At 51.9% G+C, this 17,842-nt stretch carries 11 protein-coding genes and 2 rRNA genes; 7 read left to right on the top strand and 6 right to left on the bottom strand.

The genetic code is table 11. From position 1 onward, the window contains the following. Window positions 1-154: 154 nt before the first annotated feature. Entirely contained in the window at window positions 155-2,263 is a 2,109-nt protein-coding gene (locus tag J3P34_RS05460) for a M43 family zinc metalloprotease (RefSeq protein ID WP_210486835.1), read from the bottom strand. Window positions 2,264-2,317: 54 nt separating this feature from the next. Further along, window positions 2,318-3,202: a YicC/YloC family endoribonuclease gene (locus J3P34_RS05465; protein WP_210486838.1), complete on the bottom strand. Its 885-nt coding sequence runs from the start codon at window positions 3,200-3,202 to the stop codon at window positions 2,318-2,320. A 125-nt stretch (window positions 3,203-3,327) separates the two neighbouring features. Here J3P34_RS05465 and purQ point away from each other — a divergent pair, with 125 nt between their 5' ends. Continuing rightward, window positions 3,328-4,020, top strand: a complete 693-nt coding sequence (gene purQ / locus J3P34_RS05470; RefSeq protein ID WP_210486840.1) for a phosphoribosylformylglycinamidine synthase subunit PurQ — start codon at window positions 3,328-3,330, stop codon at window positions 4,018-4,020. Between the two features lie 526 nt (window positions 4,021-4,546). On the opposite strand, the gene J3P34_RS05475 is transcribed toward purQ, so the two are convergent. Next, window positions 4,547-7,762 (bottom strand): hypothetical protein, encoded by a 3,216-nt coding sequence (locus tag J3P34_RS05475; protein ID WP_246853544.1) that lies wholly within the window; start codon window positions 7,760-7,762, stop codon window positions 4,547-4,549. Next, complete coding sequence (locus tag J3P34_RS22090) at window positions 7,759-8,901, bottom strand: NAD(P)/FAD-dependent oxidoreductase (RefSeq protein WP_246853545.1); 1,143 nt, start codon at window positions 8,899-8,901, stop codon at window positions 7,759-7,761. The genes J3P34_RS05475 and J3P34_RS22090 overlap by 4 nt, the downstream gene beginning before the upstream one ends. Between J3P34_RS22090 and J3P34_RS05480 the strand changes: the two genes are divergently transcribed. The 6 genes from J3P34_RS05480 to J3P34_RS05505 all read left to right on the top strand — a co-directional run bounded on the left by J3P34_RS05480 (window position 8,900) and on the right by J3P34_RS05505 (window position 16,977). Beyond that, a complete protein-coding gene (locus J3P34_RS05480) occupies window positions 8,900-9,550 on the top strand; it encodes an MBL fold metallo-hydrolase (protein WP_210486842.1) in 651 nt (216 codons plus the stop codon). The genes J3P34_RS22090 and J3P34_RS05480 overlap by 2 nt on opposite strands. 39 nt (window positions 9,551-9,589) lie before the next feature. After that, window positions 9,590-10,294 (top strand): CDP-diacylglycerol--serine O-phosphatidyltransferase, encoded by a 705-nt coding sequence (gene pssA, locus J3P34_RS05485; RefSeq protein ID WP_210486844.1) that lies wholly within the window; start codon window positions 9,590-9,592, stop codon window positions 10,292-10,294. Continuing rightward, complete coding sequence (gene purS, locus J3P34_RS05490) at window positions 10,291-10,542, top strand: phosphoribosylformylglycinamidine synthase subunit PurS (RefSeq protein ID WP_062543786.1); 252 nt, start codon at window positions 10,291-10,293, stop codon at window positions 10,540-10,542. Before pssA ends, purS begins: the two co-directional genes overlap by 4 nt. 92 nt (window positions 10,543-10,634) lie before the next feature. Beyond that, window positions 10,635-14,495, top strand: a complete 3,861-nt coding sequence (gene porU, locus J3P34_RS05495) for a type IX secretion system sortase PorU (protein WP_210486847.1) — start codon at window positions 10,635-10,637, stop codon at window positions 14,493-14,495. A gap of 28 nt (window positions 14,496-14,523) precedes the next feature. Then, window positions 14,524-15,693, top strand: a complete 1,170-nt coding sequence (porV, locus tag J3P34_RS05500; protein WP_210466764.1) for a type IX secretion system outer membrane channel protein PorV — start codon at window positions 14,524-14,526, stop codon at window positions 15,691-15,693. Window positions 15,694-15,696: 3 nt separating this feature from the next. After that, window positions 15,697-16,977, top strand: a complete 1,281-nt coding sequence (locus tag J3P34_RS05505; protein WP_210486849.1) for a M16 family metallopeptidase — start codon at window positions 15,697-15,699, stop codon at window positions 16,975-16,977. 498 nt (window positions 16,978-17,475) lie between these two features. On the opposite strand, the gene rrf is transcribed toward J3P34_RS05505, so the two are convergent. Next, window positions 17,476-17,587, bottom strand: a 5S ribosomal RNA gene (rrf, locus tag J3P34_RS05510). A 118-nt stretch (window positions 17,588-17,705) separates the two neighbouring features. Beyond that, window positions 17,706-17,842, bottom strand: a 23S ribosomal RNA gene (locus J3P34_RS05515); the annotation flags it as partial.

Consider the following 17,842-nt stretch of genomic DNA (forward strand, 5'->3'; position numbering starts at 1 on the left):
CTTCGTTTCAGGCCTCTTCTTCAGAAATCAGCGTGGAAACGGGTTTATCAAAGGCCCTTCTCTCGCAACACATCTTTCCCAATATAAAAGCCCCGGCAGCTTCCTTTTCATCAGGAAACCGCTGGGGCTTCTTACTTGTAACTTTTCCTATGGGCTATTGCAGGAGCATCACCCTACGCACTACCAGGCCTTTGTCGGTGTGGAGTTTGAGGAAGTAGATACCGTTTGCCTGGTACTGCAGAGAGAGTTGCAAAGGCTGGCTGCGCACGTGTCTGGGCGAGGTTACTTCTTGGATTACTTTGCCTACCGCATCGCACACCTGGATGCGTGAAATGGTGGCTTCCGGCGAGGTGATGGACACGGCTCCGGCGGTTGGGTTGGGCGCTACCTGTATGGCCGCCTGCGCCCGCTCTTCCTCGGCACCTAACGGTACCCCATCTACCTTGACATCGTCTAAATACAGGTTGTTCTCAAAATCAGTGATGTGCCGGAACTTGAGGAGCACCGTTTTAGACGCCGCAAAGGCTGCCAGGTCCAAGGTCTCCAAGCGCCACTGCGAGGCAGTAGGGATGAATTCCTCATTGGTGAAAAAAGGCACGGCAGTGGTCAAGTCCTGGCCAGCCTTCTGGTAAATGCGCTGGTAAGTGCTTCCGCAGTCAGTAGAGGCCCATACTTCCAGGGTATCGGAGAAATCGGCCTCTGACAAGAGCGAGTACGCCACCTGGAAAGTCATTTTAGGGGCGCTGCGCGAAGAAAGATCCAGCGGCGGTAACACCAGTTCATCTACCAGGCCATTGGCTTCATAGGCAATGTTTTGCATGTAGGCAGAGGCGGTGCCACTCTTGGCGGCTTTAGTGGTACGTTGCCAGGTAAGGTCTGCGTTAGGGTTGTTGATGGTCCAGCCGGTTGGGGCGAAGTTGGTGTTCTCAAAGCTTTCCTGCAGCGGTAAGGCGTTACCCAGCACCTGGAAGGAAGCCGTGATGGTATTGTTGGCGGCATCGGCATCGGTGGCCGCGTTGTTCCGCGAGGTAATGCTGTAGGTGATGGTGTGTGTGCCTTTCGCGGCTGTGATGGCCGGAATGGTCACCGTGGCATTCTGGAACGAGGCCACGGAACCGGTCCAATTATAGGTTTGGGCCGGGCCGTTGTCAATGGTGTACTGAATCTGGGCCGAGGTGAGCGCTTGGTTGCCTTTGTTGCGCAGCACCACCGTGGGCGAGAATGAATTAGCGCACAGAACTTTCCCCGGCGAGGTCACTTCTATCAAGGCGGCGTCCAAGTCCGGCACCTGCACTGCGGTACAGCCTGCGGAGCTAAGAATACCTGGCCGGTAAGCAGACAGCGCCTGCTGCATCACGTTCTTCTGCCCGGCGGTGAACAGGTTCATGCAGGCGTCATTGGTATAGTCCATGTAGTTCATGAACATGTCACTGGTGTTGTTGCAGGTGGCGTGAGGGTAGGTAGGGCAGCCAGTGTTTTCCTCCTCCTGGGTAGGCGTATCGGCTATCTGGTCATCACCGCATTCTTCGTCGCCCCAGATATGGAACAGATTGAGCCAGTGGCCCACCTCGTGGGTAGTGGTGCGTCCCAGATTGAAAGGCTTTGACACCGTGCCCGTAGTCCCGAAGTACCGGTAATCAATGACCACACCATCGGTAGAGGGTGAGCCTGCGTTAGGGAATTGGCCATATCCCAGCACCGATTGGTCGGCGGCAAACCGCACAATCCAGATGTTGAGGTATTGGCTCGTGTTCCAGGCATCCTTTCCGCCGGTGGCGGCGAACTTCATGGCATCGTCTACCTTGAAGGTGGTAGTGCTGGTTTTGGTGCGGGTAATGCCGGTGGTGGGCTCGCCGTCTGGGGTGCGCTGGGCCAGGCAGAACTCAATCTCGGCATCGGCGGCCACGGCTTTGAACGCAGTGGGCGTTTTGTCGGCATCGGTGTTCAGTCGCCGGAAATCTTTGTTCAATACCGCAAGCTGGGTCTTGATCTGGGTATCTGAGATGTTCTGTACATCGGTGTTATAAACCACGTGCACTACTACCGGAATGGTAATGACGCCGCCCTTCACATTCTTCTCGTAAGCGTTCCGTACCCCAGTGCCCGCGGTTTTGGCCTGCTGCTGCAGTTGCGCCCGCAGATTGGGTTTGTTCCGCTCCAGCAGTTTCACATGCTCCATGGTACCGCAGGTGCGAACCTGGCCCATTGCGTTACCTATGCCCAGAAGGAGCAGAAAGAAGGCAGCCAGTAGTTTTTGGAGCATGTGAAGCTACGGTTTAGGGTTGGGTTTGCGGAAAACGGCCGTAAAACAGAATCCTTACAGGATGTTGTTCAGTTGCTCTTTGATCTTCTCCAGTTCCTCTTTCATCTCCACTACCAGGTGCTGGATAGTGGCGTCATTGGCTTTGGACCCGATGGTGTTGATCTCACGGCCTATCTCCTGTGAAATGAACGCCAGCTTCTTACCGGTTGGTTCAGGCAGGTAGACGGTTTCGGTGAAATAATGAAGGTGGTTCACCAGGCGCACTTTCTCCTCAGCAATATCCAGTTTCTCAATGTAGTAGATCATCTCCTGCTCAAACCGGTTCTGGTTGAAAGATTCAGACGAGCTGATCTCAGTGAGGTGCCCCTGGATGCGCTGCCTGATGTTCTCCACGCGCGTTGGGTCATGCTTGTCTACCTCGGCCAACAGAATTCTGATGCGGTCTATGTAGGAAACAATCTCGGTGGTGAGGGCCTTGCCTTCATCGGCCCGGAAGGTGTTGAACTTGTCAATGGCTTCCTGCAGAAGCGGCAACACCTGCTCCCAGGCAATCTCCTCGGTTTTGGTGTCTTCTGCTGATTCTGCCTGCAAAACGTCGGGCATGTGCAAGGCCAGCCGGAACAGGTCCGGCGACTGCGCGCCCAGAGACTGGGCGGCCTGCTCTATTTCCTGGTAGTATTGTTTAAGAAGATCGGTGTTGATTCTGCTGCGGGTAGTGTTGGCTTTGTTTCTGCTCACCTCAATGCTGAGGTTGATTTTGCCGCGCACCAGGCTCTTGCCAATAAGATTTCTGATTTCCAGTTCTTTGTCTGACAAGCTCCGCGGGATGCGCAGACTCAGGTCCAGGGATTTTGAGTTAAGTGATTTCAGCTCAATGCTGACCATAGAACCCTCTGTCTCTAGGTGGGCAGCCCCAAACCCGGTCATGGATAAAAGCATAGTACGTAAGTAAAAGTTGAAAAGTAAATTTATGAAAAAAGGAGCATTCTCTCTCTATCTGGTTATCTGCGGTTTCTGACGCCTTATAACTTATGAAGCTCACGTATTTTCTTTATCTTTGCGCCATGAAATTTGGAGTTGTCGTTTTCCCGGGGTCCAACTGCGACCAGGATGTCATTGATGCCTTGCAACACACTACCCAGAAGGAAGTTGTTAGGTTATGGCACAAAGACCATGATTTGCAGAACTGTGATTTCATAGTACTGCCAGGAGGTTTCTCCTATGGTGATTATTTGCGTTCCGGCGCTATTGCCCGTTTCTCCCCTATCATGCAGGAAGTGGTGAAGTTCGCCAATTCCGGCGGGTACGTGTGGGGAATCTGCAATGGTTTCCAGATCCTGACCGAGGCAGGCCTGCTGCCCGGTGCCCTGTTGCGCAACACCAGCCAGCAGTTCATCTGCCAGAACGTGTACATAACGCCAGAGAACAACGAGGCCCTGCCTACGGCTCTGTTAGAGCCAGGTAAAGCCTATAAAATTCCGATTGCCCACGGAGAAGGCCGGTTCCACGCCGATGCCGACACCCTGAAGGCACTGGAAGACAATGGTCAGATTATGTTCCGCTACTGCGATGCCAACGGCGAAGTGAATGAGTACTGCAACTGCAACGGCAGTCTGCTCAACATTGCCGGTGTGAGCAACAAAAACAAAAACGTGTTCGGGATGATGCCGCACCCAGAGCGCGCCGTTGACCCAGAACTGAACAACACCGATGGCCGTCTCTTGTTTGAGTCTCTCCTGCAAGCAGTGCAAGCCTAAGCTCCTTTATTGAAGAAAGCTGATTAGTCAGATAACAGATATAATGCCTCTCTGGAAACAGGGAGGCATTTCTGTTTTAGGCCTATTTTACAGAAAATGGGTGCTAAATAGTAACCTAAACCAAGGAACCCTTACGCATATCGTCCCCCTTTGAAGGCTCGGGAGGATTACTCTTGCAGATCATGGCGTTCCCTGTAGGGGCAATCCCTTGTGGTTGCCCTTGCTCATAGTGAAGCTTTTCGGTTCTCCAACTTACTTTGTCATCCCCCTACCCCCTTCAAAGGGGGACGATACGTGTGCAAAGCAAAGTAGAGAGACAATCCAATGAATTAGATTGAGTTGTCCATATTGTTTTTATTACCGGGAGCATATTACTATCCGTTTTGTCTTTAAACCACTTGAATAGACAACTACCCATAAAACAGAAGGCCTCCTTTGCTTAAAAGGAGGCCTTCTGTTTTTGAAGTATTTTCAGGAAATCAGCCTCAAAAAGGCTTTTGGTCTTTTTGATTATCAACGGAAGAGACTAGAAGTCATAGCCCATGGAGAAGTAGAACTTAGGTCCTTCGCGGCGGAGGTTCCGCTCACCCCAGGCCATGTCAAAGCGGCCGTAGACGCCCAGTAAGGTAGTGCGTGCGCCAAAGCCGTAGCCGTACATAAACGGATTCCGGAAGTTGCGCACTATGACCTCAAACGGCGGCCTTGGCACCGGTTGGGTATTCACCGAGTTGTCTTCGCTGAACGGGTTGCCACGGTTGTAGGCGGTACCGGCGTCAAAGAAACCAACCATCTGCAGGTTCCGGAAGAAGCCCGAGTTGATAGGCCCCTCAAACAGATACTGGAAAATAGGCAGGCGCAGTTCTGAGTTCCAGAGCACGTACCGGGTACCGTTGCGGGCATAGTAGTTGAACCCGCGCATCGGCATGGCAAAATCAAGGTAGAAGTAATCGGCCGGCGTAAAGGTATTGTCAAAAACGTCTGCGATGGCACTGTCTTCAGAGGCGTTGATCCAGTTATCCACCCCGCCCATCACGTATTTCTTAGGCGCTGGCCCAAAAGAGTGACCGTAGCTTAAGCGGTTGGCCCAGATAAACTCCTTGTGTAATTTCTGATAGTGCCGGAAATCAACGTAGAACTTCCCGAAGCCGTTCTGGCTTTCCCCAATGCCGTACATGCGGGTGATGCCCACTTTCATGCGGGTTCCTTCGCGCATGTTCATGCCGGTCACTACTGAGTTATCAAACACCAGTTCACCGCCTATGCCCACGAAGTCCATCACCACGTCCGGCTCAGAGAAGTTCTCAATGATGGTGTACCTGATGTTAGAGTAACGAGGCAGCACTTTCACGCTCAGGGCATTGGTCAACGGATAGCTCAATGCCGGAAGGATCTCGTGCTTGCCCAGGCGGCGGACAAATGCTCCGGAGGCTTGGTACACGCTCTGTTTCTGGTAGCCCACCCTATAATCATAGCGGTTCTTCAGGTTGGAATACTCGGCGTAGAAGTTCGTGGTCTGCAGGTCTGTGAGAGCGAAAACCCCACCCCTGATGCGGTAGTCTTCAAACAGATCGGCCATGCCCACTTCCATCACAAACCCGAAGCCCAGCAAAGGATCGGCGTGGATGGACGTGATCAGGTTATTCACCCCGAAGCGCAGGTCATAGGGTCTGGGGTAATTCAGCACCAGGGAATCGGGCGTATTCATGGCCATAATGGTCCGGGACTTGGGCTTCACCGGAGGCTTGGCCTGGGTAGCGGCAGAATCTACCACGGTGGTGTCTATGACTCCGGCCGCGATCTGGGCGGCCCGCTGTGCTGCCAAAGAATCAGCGGCGGCTTTGGCGGCCAAGGCAGCGGCCACGCGGGCATTTTCCTGCTGAATGCGGCGCTGCAGGTGACCTTCCAGGACTTCCTGGCGCTTGGTCTTGAAGCTCTGCTGCGCTACCGCGGTCAAGGCTGAATTAGGGTAATGGTACAGGAATTCCTTGGCCCGATCATTGGCCACAAACGTGAGGTTACCGGTTTTCACGTTGTAGTCATAGGTTTTGATGTTCTGCCGGAAATTGGAAACCCGCTCAATTACCCCGGTTTTGATGTTGTGCCGGTAAAGCGACCGGATACCGGTTTCCTCACCCAGGTACATGATCTCGTCCTCGGAAAGCCCGATGGGCATTACCTCGTTAGATGGCGTATAGGTCAGCTGCCAGAAGCGGCTTTGCGTGTTGTTGGGGTCAAAGAGGTAAATGTCATAGTTATTGGCCACTGACACGAATTTTCCCCGGCTGGACTGGAGCGAGTCGGCGTACCGGTTAGACGTGAACACAATGCGGTTGCTGGTGCCGGGCAGGAAAGCCGGGTCCAGGTCATCGAAAATGTCATCGGTGAGTTGGCGCACTATGCGGCCGTTGCGGTACAGGAAGAGATCGCTCTGGCCGTTTTTCACCGCGCTGAGCACCATAAACTGCCCGTCCTCGGAGAAATCCACGCCGGCCACCTGGCTATAGGCGTTGAGCGGCAATACGTTGTTGGTTTTGCCCAGCAGGTTTTTCACAGTGGCTACCCCGGGCACGTACCGCTTCTCGGCATCCTGCAACTTAAGCTGCAGTTTGCCGCGCCGCACATCTGAAATCCCCAGCTGCGACTCTGACCGCCAGGACAACAACGGCACCGTACGGTCTATGGCTTGGTTAGGCATTTTGTAGCCGCCCCGGTACACCATGCGTTGGCCTTTGGCCCCTAGATTGCGCACGTACACTTTGTAAGCGCCCCGGTCATAGATCACGTAGGCCAATTTCCGTCCGCTGGGACTGATAGCGGGCTCTGAGTACAGGAATTGCCGGGCGTTTGATTTCTTAAGCTTGTTCTCTTTGCTGGGAGAAGGCAGCGCCGCATCGGCATAGTTGTTCATCTGGGTATAGTAAGCGAACCAGTCCCGGGTGAACCGCTTGTAGGGCATGTTCAGGCTGCTGGCAATGCCTACCTCAATGTCTCGGGTGATGCGGGTAAGGTTCAGGATGTTCTGGATGGCTGCGGTGCCGTGGCGCTCGGTGATATAGTTCCAGATGGCCTGGCCGGTCACGCGCTGGTTTTTGGCGAACAAAGGATCTGGGCGCTTGCCGCCGGTTTTCTGGATCATGTCGCGCATGTAGTCATCCATCTCCACACTCCAGCCCTCGGCCAGGTAAGCCGCAGCGCCGGAGACAAACCACTCAGGCAGGCGCAAAAGGTAATTGCTCTGGATGACTTCCTTCAGGCTGCCGCCGTACATCATGTCTGAGAGCAGCAGTTCGGAGATACGGTACGTCATCTGGCGCTTCAGCTCGGTCTGCGATCCTTCAAAGGCCACCTCAATCTTGCTTTTCACAAACAAGGCATCGTTGCCGCCTTTGTAGGGGTCATCAATCAGGCCTATGTTGCTCTGCTTCATGTCTGAGACAGAGTTGTACATGATGATGGTGATCTTGGAGTAAGGATAGTACCCGATGAGGGAGGTAATCCTTTTCAGTTCCCGCTCGGCGTGTTCGGCGGCATGGCGGGCCAGTTCGCGGCCGTCCTGCGAGAAGTAGATGTTGAAGTTCTGGGTGCTGTAGTACTGCCAGTTGAAGCGTTTGTACTGGATACGGTTCTGCCCGAAGTCATCTGGGGCGGTAGCCTGGCCATACGTAAACGCGGGTGCCCCCATGCCCAGGAGCAGCACTAGTAACCGGCAAACATGTAAGAAGCGGGTAGAGGTTTGACTCATGTGTTTGGCGTAGATGCTAAATATAACGATAAATACCGGGCAATATTCACCTCTGGCCATAAGGGCGTTTTCTGCTCCAATGCAGAGATAAACTGCTGGGCCAGCAAAGGCGCCATTAATACTCCCTTAGAGCCCATGCCGTTGAAAATACCTACCTGCGGGTGGTCCGGGTGTTGCCCCACCAGGGGTTTCCGGTCCCGTACCGCCGGCCTTATCCCAACATACTGCTTTTCCACGGTGAATGGTTTTTTCAGGATGTCCTGCGCCTTAGTGGAAAGTTCTTCCCTTGCCTCAGGGGTAAGCTGCTCCTCCAGGTTGCGCCAATTGTAAGTGGCACCTACCCGGTAATGATATTGTCCTAAAGGCACAACGTAAACGGCTTTATTATAGATATATGAAGCCTCAAAATCTGGCACATTTATGTCTAAAATTTCGCCTTTGTTCAGGGAAAACGGCAGCCAGCTGAAAAACGGATTCTGGGCTCCCTGCGCACCCTCGCAGAAGATGATTCTTCGGGCCTGCACATCGGCGTAGCGCACGCTTTCCGACAACAGTTCCAACCGGGTGAAGTCAAATGATTCTGCCCTGAACAAACCCCGGCTCTGCAGGTCCTGCTGGCGCGCATCCAGGAACGTACGCAAGGCCACGTACCCGCCCTGTTGGATAAGCAAACCGCCCAACTCCTGGTGAACGGAATCAGAGGGCGGGAGTTGCAGGTGCGTGGTCTCTATGTAGCCGTCCCAGGCGGCATCGGTGCTCTTGCCCATCCAGTTGTTCTGCTCCTCGGGGCTGGAGAACAGTTTTAAAATGGGTTTGCGGAAGAAAAGATTGGTTTGGTAGCGGTCTTCCATCTCCTGGTAAAACGCGGCGGCAGCAGGCAGAAAGGCGTCTACCTGCCAGCTTTTGGCAAAGCGTTTCCCGGCCACGGGGTTAATGAGCCCAGCCGCCACGCGGGAGGCCGAGCTCGCTTTGGGGGCATCTATCACCAGAACCGTTTTACCGCTCTTTTCCAGAAAACAGGTCAGAATCGCGCCGGCCAGACCGTGGCCTATTACCAGATAATCATAATTCATGCCCCAAGGTACGGCATGTGCCGCTGAAATCTGTAACTTAGAGCCTGCAATTAAGACGTAATCCATGGCTGCCACTGGTCTGCAAGTAAAATTCTTCACGTTCAACCCTTTCCAGGAAAACACCTACGTACTGTATGATAACACCAAAGAGTGCGTGATCATTGACCCAGGCTGCGCCGATAAACAGGAACAGCAGGAATTGCAGCAGTTCATCCAGACCCAAGGCCTCAAAGTAGTGCGCCTGCTGAACACCCATTGCCACATTGACCATGTGCTGGGAAACAAATTCGTGGCTGATACCTACGGCGTGCCGCTGGAAATCCATGAAGAAGACCTGTCTGTGCTGAGGGCGGTGCCCACATATTCGGCGGCTTACGGCTTTCCGCAGTACCAGGAGGTTTTACCCGAGAAATTCCTGAAAGAGGGCGAAAACGTGCGCTTCGGGGAGACCGAGCTGGAGGTGCTGTTCACGCCCGGCCACGCACCCGGCCACGTGGTGTTCTACCACCCGGAAAGTAAAAACCTGATTGGCGGCGACGTCTTGTTCAACCGCAGCATAGGCCGCACTGACTTACCCGGCGGTGATTACAACACGCTCATTCAAAGCATCCGCACCAAATTATTCTCCCTGCCAGACGAGGTTACCGTATACCCTGGCCATGGCCCCTCTACCACCATTGGAGAGGAAAAAGCCGGCAATCCGTTTTTGAGCTAATTTCAGAAAACCAGGCTCAGAACAGACCCTTACAAAAACATGAAGAAACACATTCCTAACTTTATCACCTGCCTCAACCTGTTCTGCGGTTGTCTGGCGCTGGTATCTGTTTTTCAGCAGGAACTTACCACGGCCGCGGCTTGGGTAGTTGCCGCCGCCGCCCTTGACTTTATGGACGGCATGGTGGCGCGCGTGCTGCACACCTATTCTGAGATTGGAAAGCAACTGGACTCCCTGGCCGACATGGTTTCTTTTGGCGTGGTGCCCGGCGCCGCCATGGTACAGATGATCGCGATAGCCATTGAAAAGGGCGGCTATGACTTGCCCAGCTTTCTGCCCCTGGCCGGCTTCCTAATCACCGTTTTTTCCTGCATCAGGCTGGCCAAGTTCAACATTGATACCCGCCAGATCTCTTCTTTTATTGGGGTACCCACGCCGGCCTGTACTTTGTTCATCATGTCTTTGCCGCTTATCCTGGCCAATGATGACTTCGGGTTGTCGTTCCTGATCATGAACCCCTTCGTGCTGCTAGGCATTACGGTGCTGTTTTCTTACCTACTCATTGCCGAGCTGCCCTTGTTTGCGCTTAAATTCAAGAATATGGCCTGGAAAGGAAACCAAATCAGGTTTATTTTCATGGGGCTTTCCATTCTTTTCCTGGCAATCCTTAACTTTACCGCGGTTCCCCTGAACCTTGCGATGTACATTATTTTATCATTTTTCCATAAATCATCTTCTTTATGAAATTCACCGCCGAAATAGATATCATGCCCCACACAGAACTGTTAGACCCGCAGGGAAAAGCGGTGATGTTGGGTTTGGAACATTTAGGCCTGGAGCAGGTTTCTGATGTAAGAATTGGCAAACATATTCGTTTACAGTTAGAGGCGGAAAACGAAACCGCCGCTGCCCAGAAAGTAGAGGAGGCCTGTAAGAAATTACTGGCCAACATGATTATGGAATCATTCTCTTACCGTCTCACAGCCAACTAAAGAACACCCCCATTCTGGTTCTTCTCTCCGTTTCCTGAGCTGAACCTATGAAAGAAGGACTGTGTTGCGGAGTAATTATTTTACCCGCGTACATGCATCTTGTAAGAAAGTTCCTTTTTGCCGCAGGCTTCTGGATGGCTGCCGTTTCTGCCTGGGCCCAAACCCAGGACACGCGGACCATTTCCTGGCGCACGGCTCCGGCTGGTCCTCCGCCCGTGGGGACTACGGCTTCTGATGCCCTGCCGGTTTTTGAAGAAGCGGCTTTCCTGAACCGCGAAGAGATTCCTTTCTATCTGCTGTCTATCCCCAACGCCAAGGTCACCTCCTTTGAGTTCACCTCGCTGGAGTTTGGCCCGCTGACCGAGGCAGAATCACGCGCTTTTTCCAAAAAGAGCCTCAAAACTGAAATACAGACTTCCATTAGTGCGGGAACGGCCAACCGGGTCCCGCACTCAGTGGTCTCCTTTCAGCCATTCCGGCTGAATCCGCAGACCGGTGTGGTGGAGAAACTGCTCAAGTTCAGTTATCGCTACACTTCAAGCAACAACCTCAGAAAAGCTCCCGGTCAAACCCCAGTCCGCCGTACGTATGCCTCTCGCTCCGTTTTGGCCTCCGGCGATTGGTTTAAAATCGGGGTGCCCGCCAGCGGCATGTACAAGCTGGACAGGGCCGCGCTGCAGGCCATGGGCGTGAACCTCCAGAACCTGAACCCGCGCAATCTGCGCCTGTATGGGAATGGCGGGGGAATGCTGCCTCAGGCCAACTCCGCCCCCCGCCATGATGATTTAGTGGAGAACGCTATCTGGGTGGAAGGCGAGCAGGACGGCTCCTTTGACAACAACGACTATCTTCTTTTCTACGGGCAGGGCCCGCACACCTGGTCAGAGAACCTTGTTACCGGCCAGACGCCGTTTGTGCACTCCCTCAACCTGTACACAGATACCACTTACTATTACCTAACCGTTGGTTCTTCCGCCGGACTCAGGGTAAGCCAGCAGGCCTCGGTGCCCGGTTCTTTCCCCGAAGTCAATGCCTATGACGAGCACTGGTTTCATGAAGTGGACCTCCGCAACATGGTCAACTCGGGCCGCGAGTGGTACGGCGAGGAGTTCAATTCCTTTACCACCCAGCAGAACTTCGCTATTCCGGCCTCTGATCTGGTGTCCAACAGCACCGTTTGGCTTACCTCGGCGGTGATGGCCAACTCCCCTGAGAGCAGTTCTTTCTCCGTAAGGTTGAATAACACTAGTCTGGGCACCCACTCTATCTTCGGCCGCGGCTCTTACAATTACCACCCCGAGGGCGTAAACCATGTGCTGTATTTCTCGCCCCCGCTCAGTTCTCTCTCTTACACCAATGAGTTGAACGTGGCATATACCTACCAACCGGGCAGCAGCTCGTCGGCGGCAGGCTATCTCAATTATTTTACTTTATCAGCGCTGCGGCAGTTGAAGCTTTACGGGAACCAGACCAATTTCCGGTCTTTGGCCAGCAAGCAGAACGCCGTGACCACTTTCCTGGTTGGCGGCATGACAGCTGCCGATGCGCAGGTGTGGGATGTGACAGATCCGCTGAAACCGGTAAAACAAGCGCTTTCCATAGGCAACGGAACAGCCCGCTTCTCGGCCAACAGCCAGCAAATCCGTGAGTACATCGCCTTTCAGGGCTCTGCCTTCCCCACCCCCAATTTCTTGGGCAAAGTAGCCAACCAAAACCTGCACAGCCTTAATCTGGATGGTAAGGTAGATTTGGTTATCATCACACCTGGTGGTTTCATAGCCCAGGCACAGCGACTGGCAAATCACCGGCGCACCCAGACAGGACTGCAGGTAGAGGTTATTGAACTGCCAAGAATCTACGAAGAATTCTCCTCGGGCAAACAGGACATCACCGCGCTCCGCGACTTTCTGAAGATGCTGTATGAGCGCAGCACCAAACAGGGAGATGACCTTATCCAGGTGGCCTTGCTGGGGGATGCCTCCTTTGACCCTAAGAAAAGAATCCAGCAGAACACCAACTTTATTCCCATTTACGAATCACGCCAGTCGCTGGACCCCATCACCTCCTACTCCTCAGATGACTACATCGGGTTTCTGGATGACGAGGAAGGCGAATGGTCTGAGACTGATTTCTCTTTTGCCCACCTGCTGGATGTAGGGATTGGCCGCTTGCCGGTAAAAACCTCTATTGAGGCCGATCTGATGATTGACAAGATCATCCGGTATGAAAGCGACCAGACATTAGGCAACTGGCGGAAACGCCTTATTTTCCTGGCAGATGACGGGGACTCCAACGAGCACTTAAACGATGCTGATTATCTGGCTGAGTTTGTGGAGCGCAAATATCCTGGGTACCTGCCCCAAAAGATTTACCTTGACCTGTATCCGCAGATCTCAGTGCCTAATGGCCAGCGCTCCCCGGAGACAAATCAGGCCCTGCGTGAGGCCATTGAGAAAGGCGCATTGGTCACCAATTACACGGGCCACGGCAACGCCATAAGCCTCGCCGATGAGCAGATCCTGACCATCAATGAGATTCAGACCTGGAAGAACGCCAACAAGCTCACATTCTTTTTGACCGCTACCTGCGAGATTGGCCGCTATGATGACCCAAGACGGAATTCGGGCGCAGAGACTGCTTTATTCCACCCAGAAGGCGGCGCCATTGGCTTGCTGACTACTACGCGCCCCGTGTACTCAGACGGCAACCGGGCCCTGAACACCAACTTCTTCAACTTCCTGTTTACGCCGCTTTCCAATGGTTCCTTGCCTACTTTGGGGGTACTCACAAATAAGACTAAGAACGCGAGTCTCTTTGGCGTGAACAACCGAAATTTTGCCTTACTGGGAGACCCTGCCATGCGGCTGGCTTACCCTAAGATGGAAGTGGTGCTTTCCAAGTTAAATGGTAAACCCTTCAACGCGGCTGCCTCAGATACGCTTAAGGCCCTGTCTAAAGTAGTACTGGAAGGTTTCGTGCGGAACAGCCAGCAACAAGTCGCCGCTGATTTTCAGGGTCAGGTCCATATTACTGTCTATGACAAACGGGCCACGCTTACCACACTTGGTGATCAGAACGCCAAACGCCAGGTAATGAATCGCAGCAACGTTTTGTATGACGGTTTAGCCACGGTGAAAAACGGCATTTTTGAGGTTTCCCTGGTCATCCCTAAAGACATCAACTACCAGTTTGGCGAGGGCAGTATTCACCTGTATGCCTCCTCTTCTTCCATAGACGGATTGGGTGCCACCATCGTGCCCGTGGGAGGTGCCAACTCAGATGTTTCGGCAGACAATACCCCGCCTCAGCTGGAGCTGTTCATGAACGATGAATCCTTTGTCTCTGGAGGAATCACTGGGAAGGATGCCACCCTGCTGGCGCATTTATTTGATGAGAACGGGATTAACACGGCGGGTGCCGGCATTGGGCACGAAATCACCGCCATTCTGGATGAGAAATCATCTGAGCCTATTATCTTGAATGAGTTCTATACCGCTGATGTTGATTCCTACCAATCGGGGAAAGTGCGTTATTCCCTGAAGGATGTTTCTGTTGGTCCGCATACGCTTTCCCTCAAAGCCTGGGACACGCACAACAACTCCAGCACTACCAAAATAGAGTTTATTGTGGCTTCTTCAGAGAAACTGGCTTTGGACCACGTGTACAATATCCCTAACCCTTTCCTGAGTAAAACCACTTTCCATTTTGACCATAACCGTCCGGGTGAGGAGTTGGATATACTTATTCAGGTTTTTACCGTATCAGGAAAACTGGTTAAATCTCTGCACGGTTTTGGAGACGGGAATGCCCATTTCTCTGACCTTACCTGGGATGGCCGCGATGACAGCAATGATGTTTTAGCCAAGGGCGTATACATATACAAGGTAAATGTACGTTCTCGTCAGGATGGAGCTAGTACATCTCGCTATGAAAAGCTAGTTTTACTTAAATAATACTACCAGATACCACAACCTCTACCGCATGAACTGCACCCTATTCAGATCCACCATCTTTGGTCTCTTTTTAGTCACTTTGTCTGGCCTCACGGCCTCAGCCCAAACCACCATTGGCCAGAGCACCGAGTACAGACCTATCACCACAGCGGTGCCTTTCCTTTCTGTAACTCCAGATGCCCGCTCGGCTGGTATGGGTGATGCCGGGGTGGCCATTTCCCCGGATGCTAACTCCATCTACTGGAACTCCGCTAAACTTGGCTTTATTGAGGATGATTTAGGCGTGTCACTCTCATATACCCCGTGGCTTTCCAAGATTGTCAATGACATGTCTTTGAGCAACCTATCGGTGCATAAAAAGGTAACGGCAAACTCTTCGCTGGCAGCCTCCCTCCTTTACTTTGACTTAGGGGAGCTCAACTTCACTGATGCATCAGGTAATGCCATCCAGAACTTCAACCCCAAGGAATATGCTATTAGCTTGGCCTATGGCCAGAAATTAAGTGAGAACCTGAGCTTAGGCGTTGGGGCCCGTTATATCCACTCTAACCTTTCTGGTAACGTGAATGTGGGCGGCGGCGGAAACGTGATTGGAGAATCTCAGCCGGGCAACTCGGTAGCCGTTGATTTGGGTATGTATTACACCAAAGACCTGGCTTTGGGCGGCAAAAACTACAATTTGGCCTTAGGTGCTAATGTCTCCAACATCGGGGCGAAAATATCTTACACCACAGCTGGTAGAAAAGACTTTTTGCCTACTAACCTGAGACTGGGTACAGCTTTCACCATGGAACTTGACCCCTACAACAAACTTACTTTGGCGGTAGACGGTAACAAGCTTCTGGTGCCTTACACTCAGTCTGATGATCCTGGGGCCAATGACCAAACCAACGTCTTCTCTGGTATCTTCAAGTCCTTCACCGATGCTCCAGGGGGCGGAAGTGAGGAATTAAAGGAAATCACCCTTTCTACCGGTCTTGAGTACTGGTACGACAACATGTTTGCGGCCCGTGCTGGTTATTTCTTCGAGAATGAGTTAAAAGGCGGTCGCCAGTACTTTACCATGGGTTTGGGTATCCGTTACCAGAAATTTGGCTTTGATGGGGCTTACATGATCCCTAATGAGCAGAATAACCCATTAGCCCAAACTTTCCGTTTCTCGTTGCATTTCAGATTAGACGAGCCAGCAGAACAATAAATTATGCTTATAAACCGTACAGTAGCACCAGCTATTGCTGAGCTTACTACAGATCTTTCTATTGCTCCCGAAGTTCAAATCACCCCTTCAGGAGCCCGACTTCATATCTTTGAAAACAACATTCAACCTGTAGTACGGGTTGAATTTGTTTTTAAGGCGGGTAAGTGGTTCCAATCCAAACCAGGTGTAGCGTCGCTCACCGCCAAAATGCTGAAAGAAGGCACCCAGTTCCACACAGCCAAAGAGATTGCGGATATGGTGGATTATTATGGAGCCTCCTTAGAAGTTAACCATGGCTTTGACAGATCTACCGTGACTTTGTATTGTTTGTCAAAGTTCCTTCCCTTTCTGCTGCCGCTTACCTTTGAGATTATCCTGCAGCCCTCGTTCCCGGAGAATGAATTCGCGCTCATGAAGCAAAGAATCATTCAGACTCTTTCTGTGGATAAGCAGAAGAACAGTTACCTGGCAACCGAGGCATTTACCGTAGCCGTTTACGGCCAGGACCATCCTTATGCCTCCTCCATCTCAGAAGAAGAAATCACAGCTTTAACTATCCAGGACCTAATGGGTTTCCACCGGGCAGCTTATACGCTTTCTAATTCAGAGATATTCATAACCGGAGACATAAACAAAGCCGGAATTGAAGCCATCTCCACTAATTTAAAGGGAGCACCAAGCGCTGAAATCATTAATCCAACATTAAAGGCCAATTCTCCTCAGACTGGTTTACTGGTAAATAAAACTGCAAACCAGATGCAAGCCTCCATTAGGGTAGGTAATTCCACTATTAGGCCCACTCACTCTGATTATCCTGCCTTATACCTGACCAATCATATCCTTGGCGGATACTTTGGCTCCAGGCTGATGAAGAACATCAGAGAGGATAAGGGCTTTACCTATGGCATCTATTCCTCTCTCTCCCACAAGGAGCATGATTCTTTGTTCTTTATAGGAACAGATATTAAGGGAGATAAAATCAAAGAAACCCTTGAAGAGGTTTCAAAGGAAATCAACCTTCTCATGCAGGAAGAAGTCTCTGAAGAGGAATTCTTAACTGCTAAGAAACATTTGAACGGGAAGTTCTTGTCTGATCATGCAACCCTGTTTGATAAGATGGATAAATACAGATCAAACATCTTATTGGGCCTGTCGCCTGATTTCTATTCACAACTACTCCAATCCATCCAAGCGCTATCTCCTAAGGATTTGATAGAGGCATCTAGAAAGCACCTCCAGGAAGAAACCTTATTAAAGGTAGTCACTGGCGGAAGCCCTGAATGACCAAAATTATACTGTATCAAAAGCAAAGAGGCGCATCAAATTTGATGCGCCTCTTTGCTTTTGTGTTATCAATCTATTCAGAAGGAAACTCTTATAGAGTATTAAAGGGTAATGTAGGTTCCGTTAAATACTCTATAAAGCCATCTTAGTTTAACATCAGTTTGGCCAAAACAGGTCGTAAACGAGGCTTAACAGTTACCTGCATAAACATAAATAAACGCTAACAAAGAAAGCCCTGCTCTTCTGATTAGAAGAGCAGGGCTTTCTGTTCCTTATATAACTTTCTATTCTTAATATTTATTTAACAATGAGAGCTAAAGATTGACCTTACTATCAAGCCATATGCTGCCCACCTATAATAAAGAGTTCCTCCCAGCGGGAAGCCTGTGGGCCGCAGGGCATAAGGCACAGCCAAAGGACATTGACTTCCCCTCCCCCTGTGATCCCTGTAAACGCAGAACGCCCCCCTCCATTGCTGAAGGGGGGCGCCTTAGGTGGGGTTGGCGGCTACCTACTCTCCCGCGTGTGACCGCAGTACCATCGGCTCGGCGGGGCTTAACTTCTCTGTTCGGAATGGGAAGAGGTGGACACCCGCGACATAGCCACCATTGTCTTGAGGCATCTCTGCCTGCCGCACGGTATCGCTACACGTGCTTAATGGGGTCGGGGGGTGCTTTGAGATACTGGGGAAGAGAGGGGGCTAGGGTACGCGCCTTGGGGGGCGCCTTGTTTGGAAAGTTCTCGGGCAATTAGTACGGCTCGGCTATGGTATCTCTACCTTTACACCTGCCGCCTATCGACGTGGTCGTCTCCCACGGCCCTTAAAGGGATGTCTCATCTTGGGGTGAGTTTCGCACTTAGATGC

The organism is Rufibacter aurantiacus (assembly GCF_017916345.1).
GTDB classification, from domain to species: Bacteria; Bacteroidota; Bacteroidia; order Cytophagales; family Hymenobacteraceae; genus Nibribacter; species Nibribacter roseolus.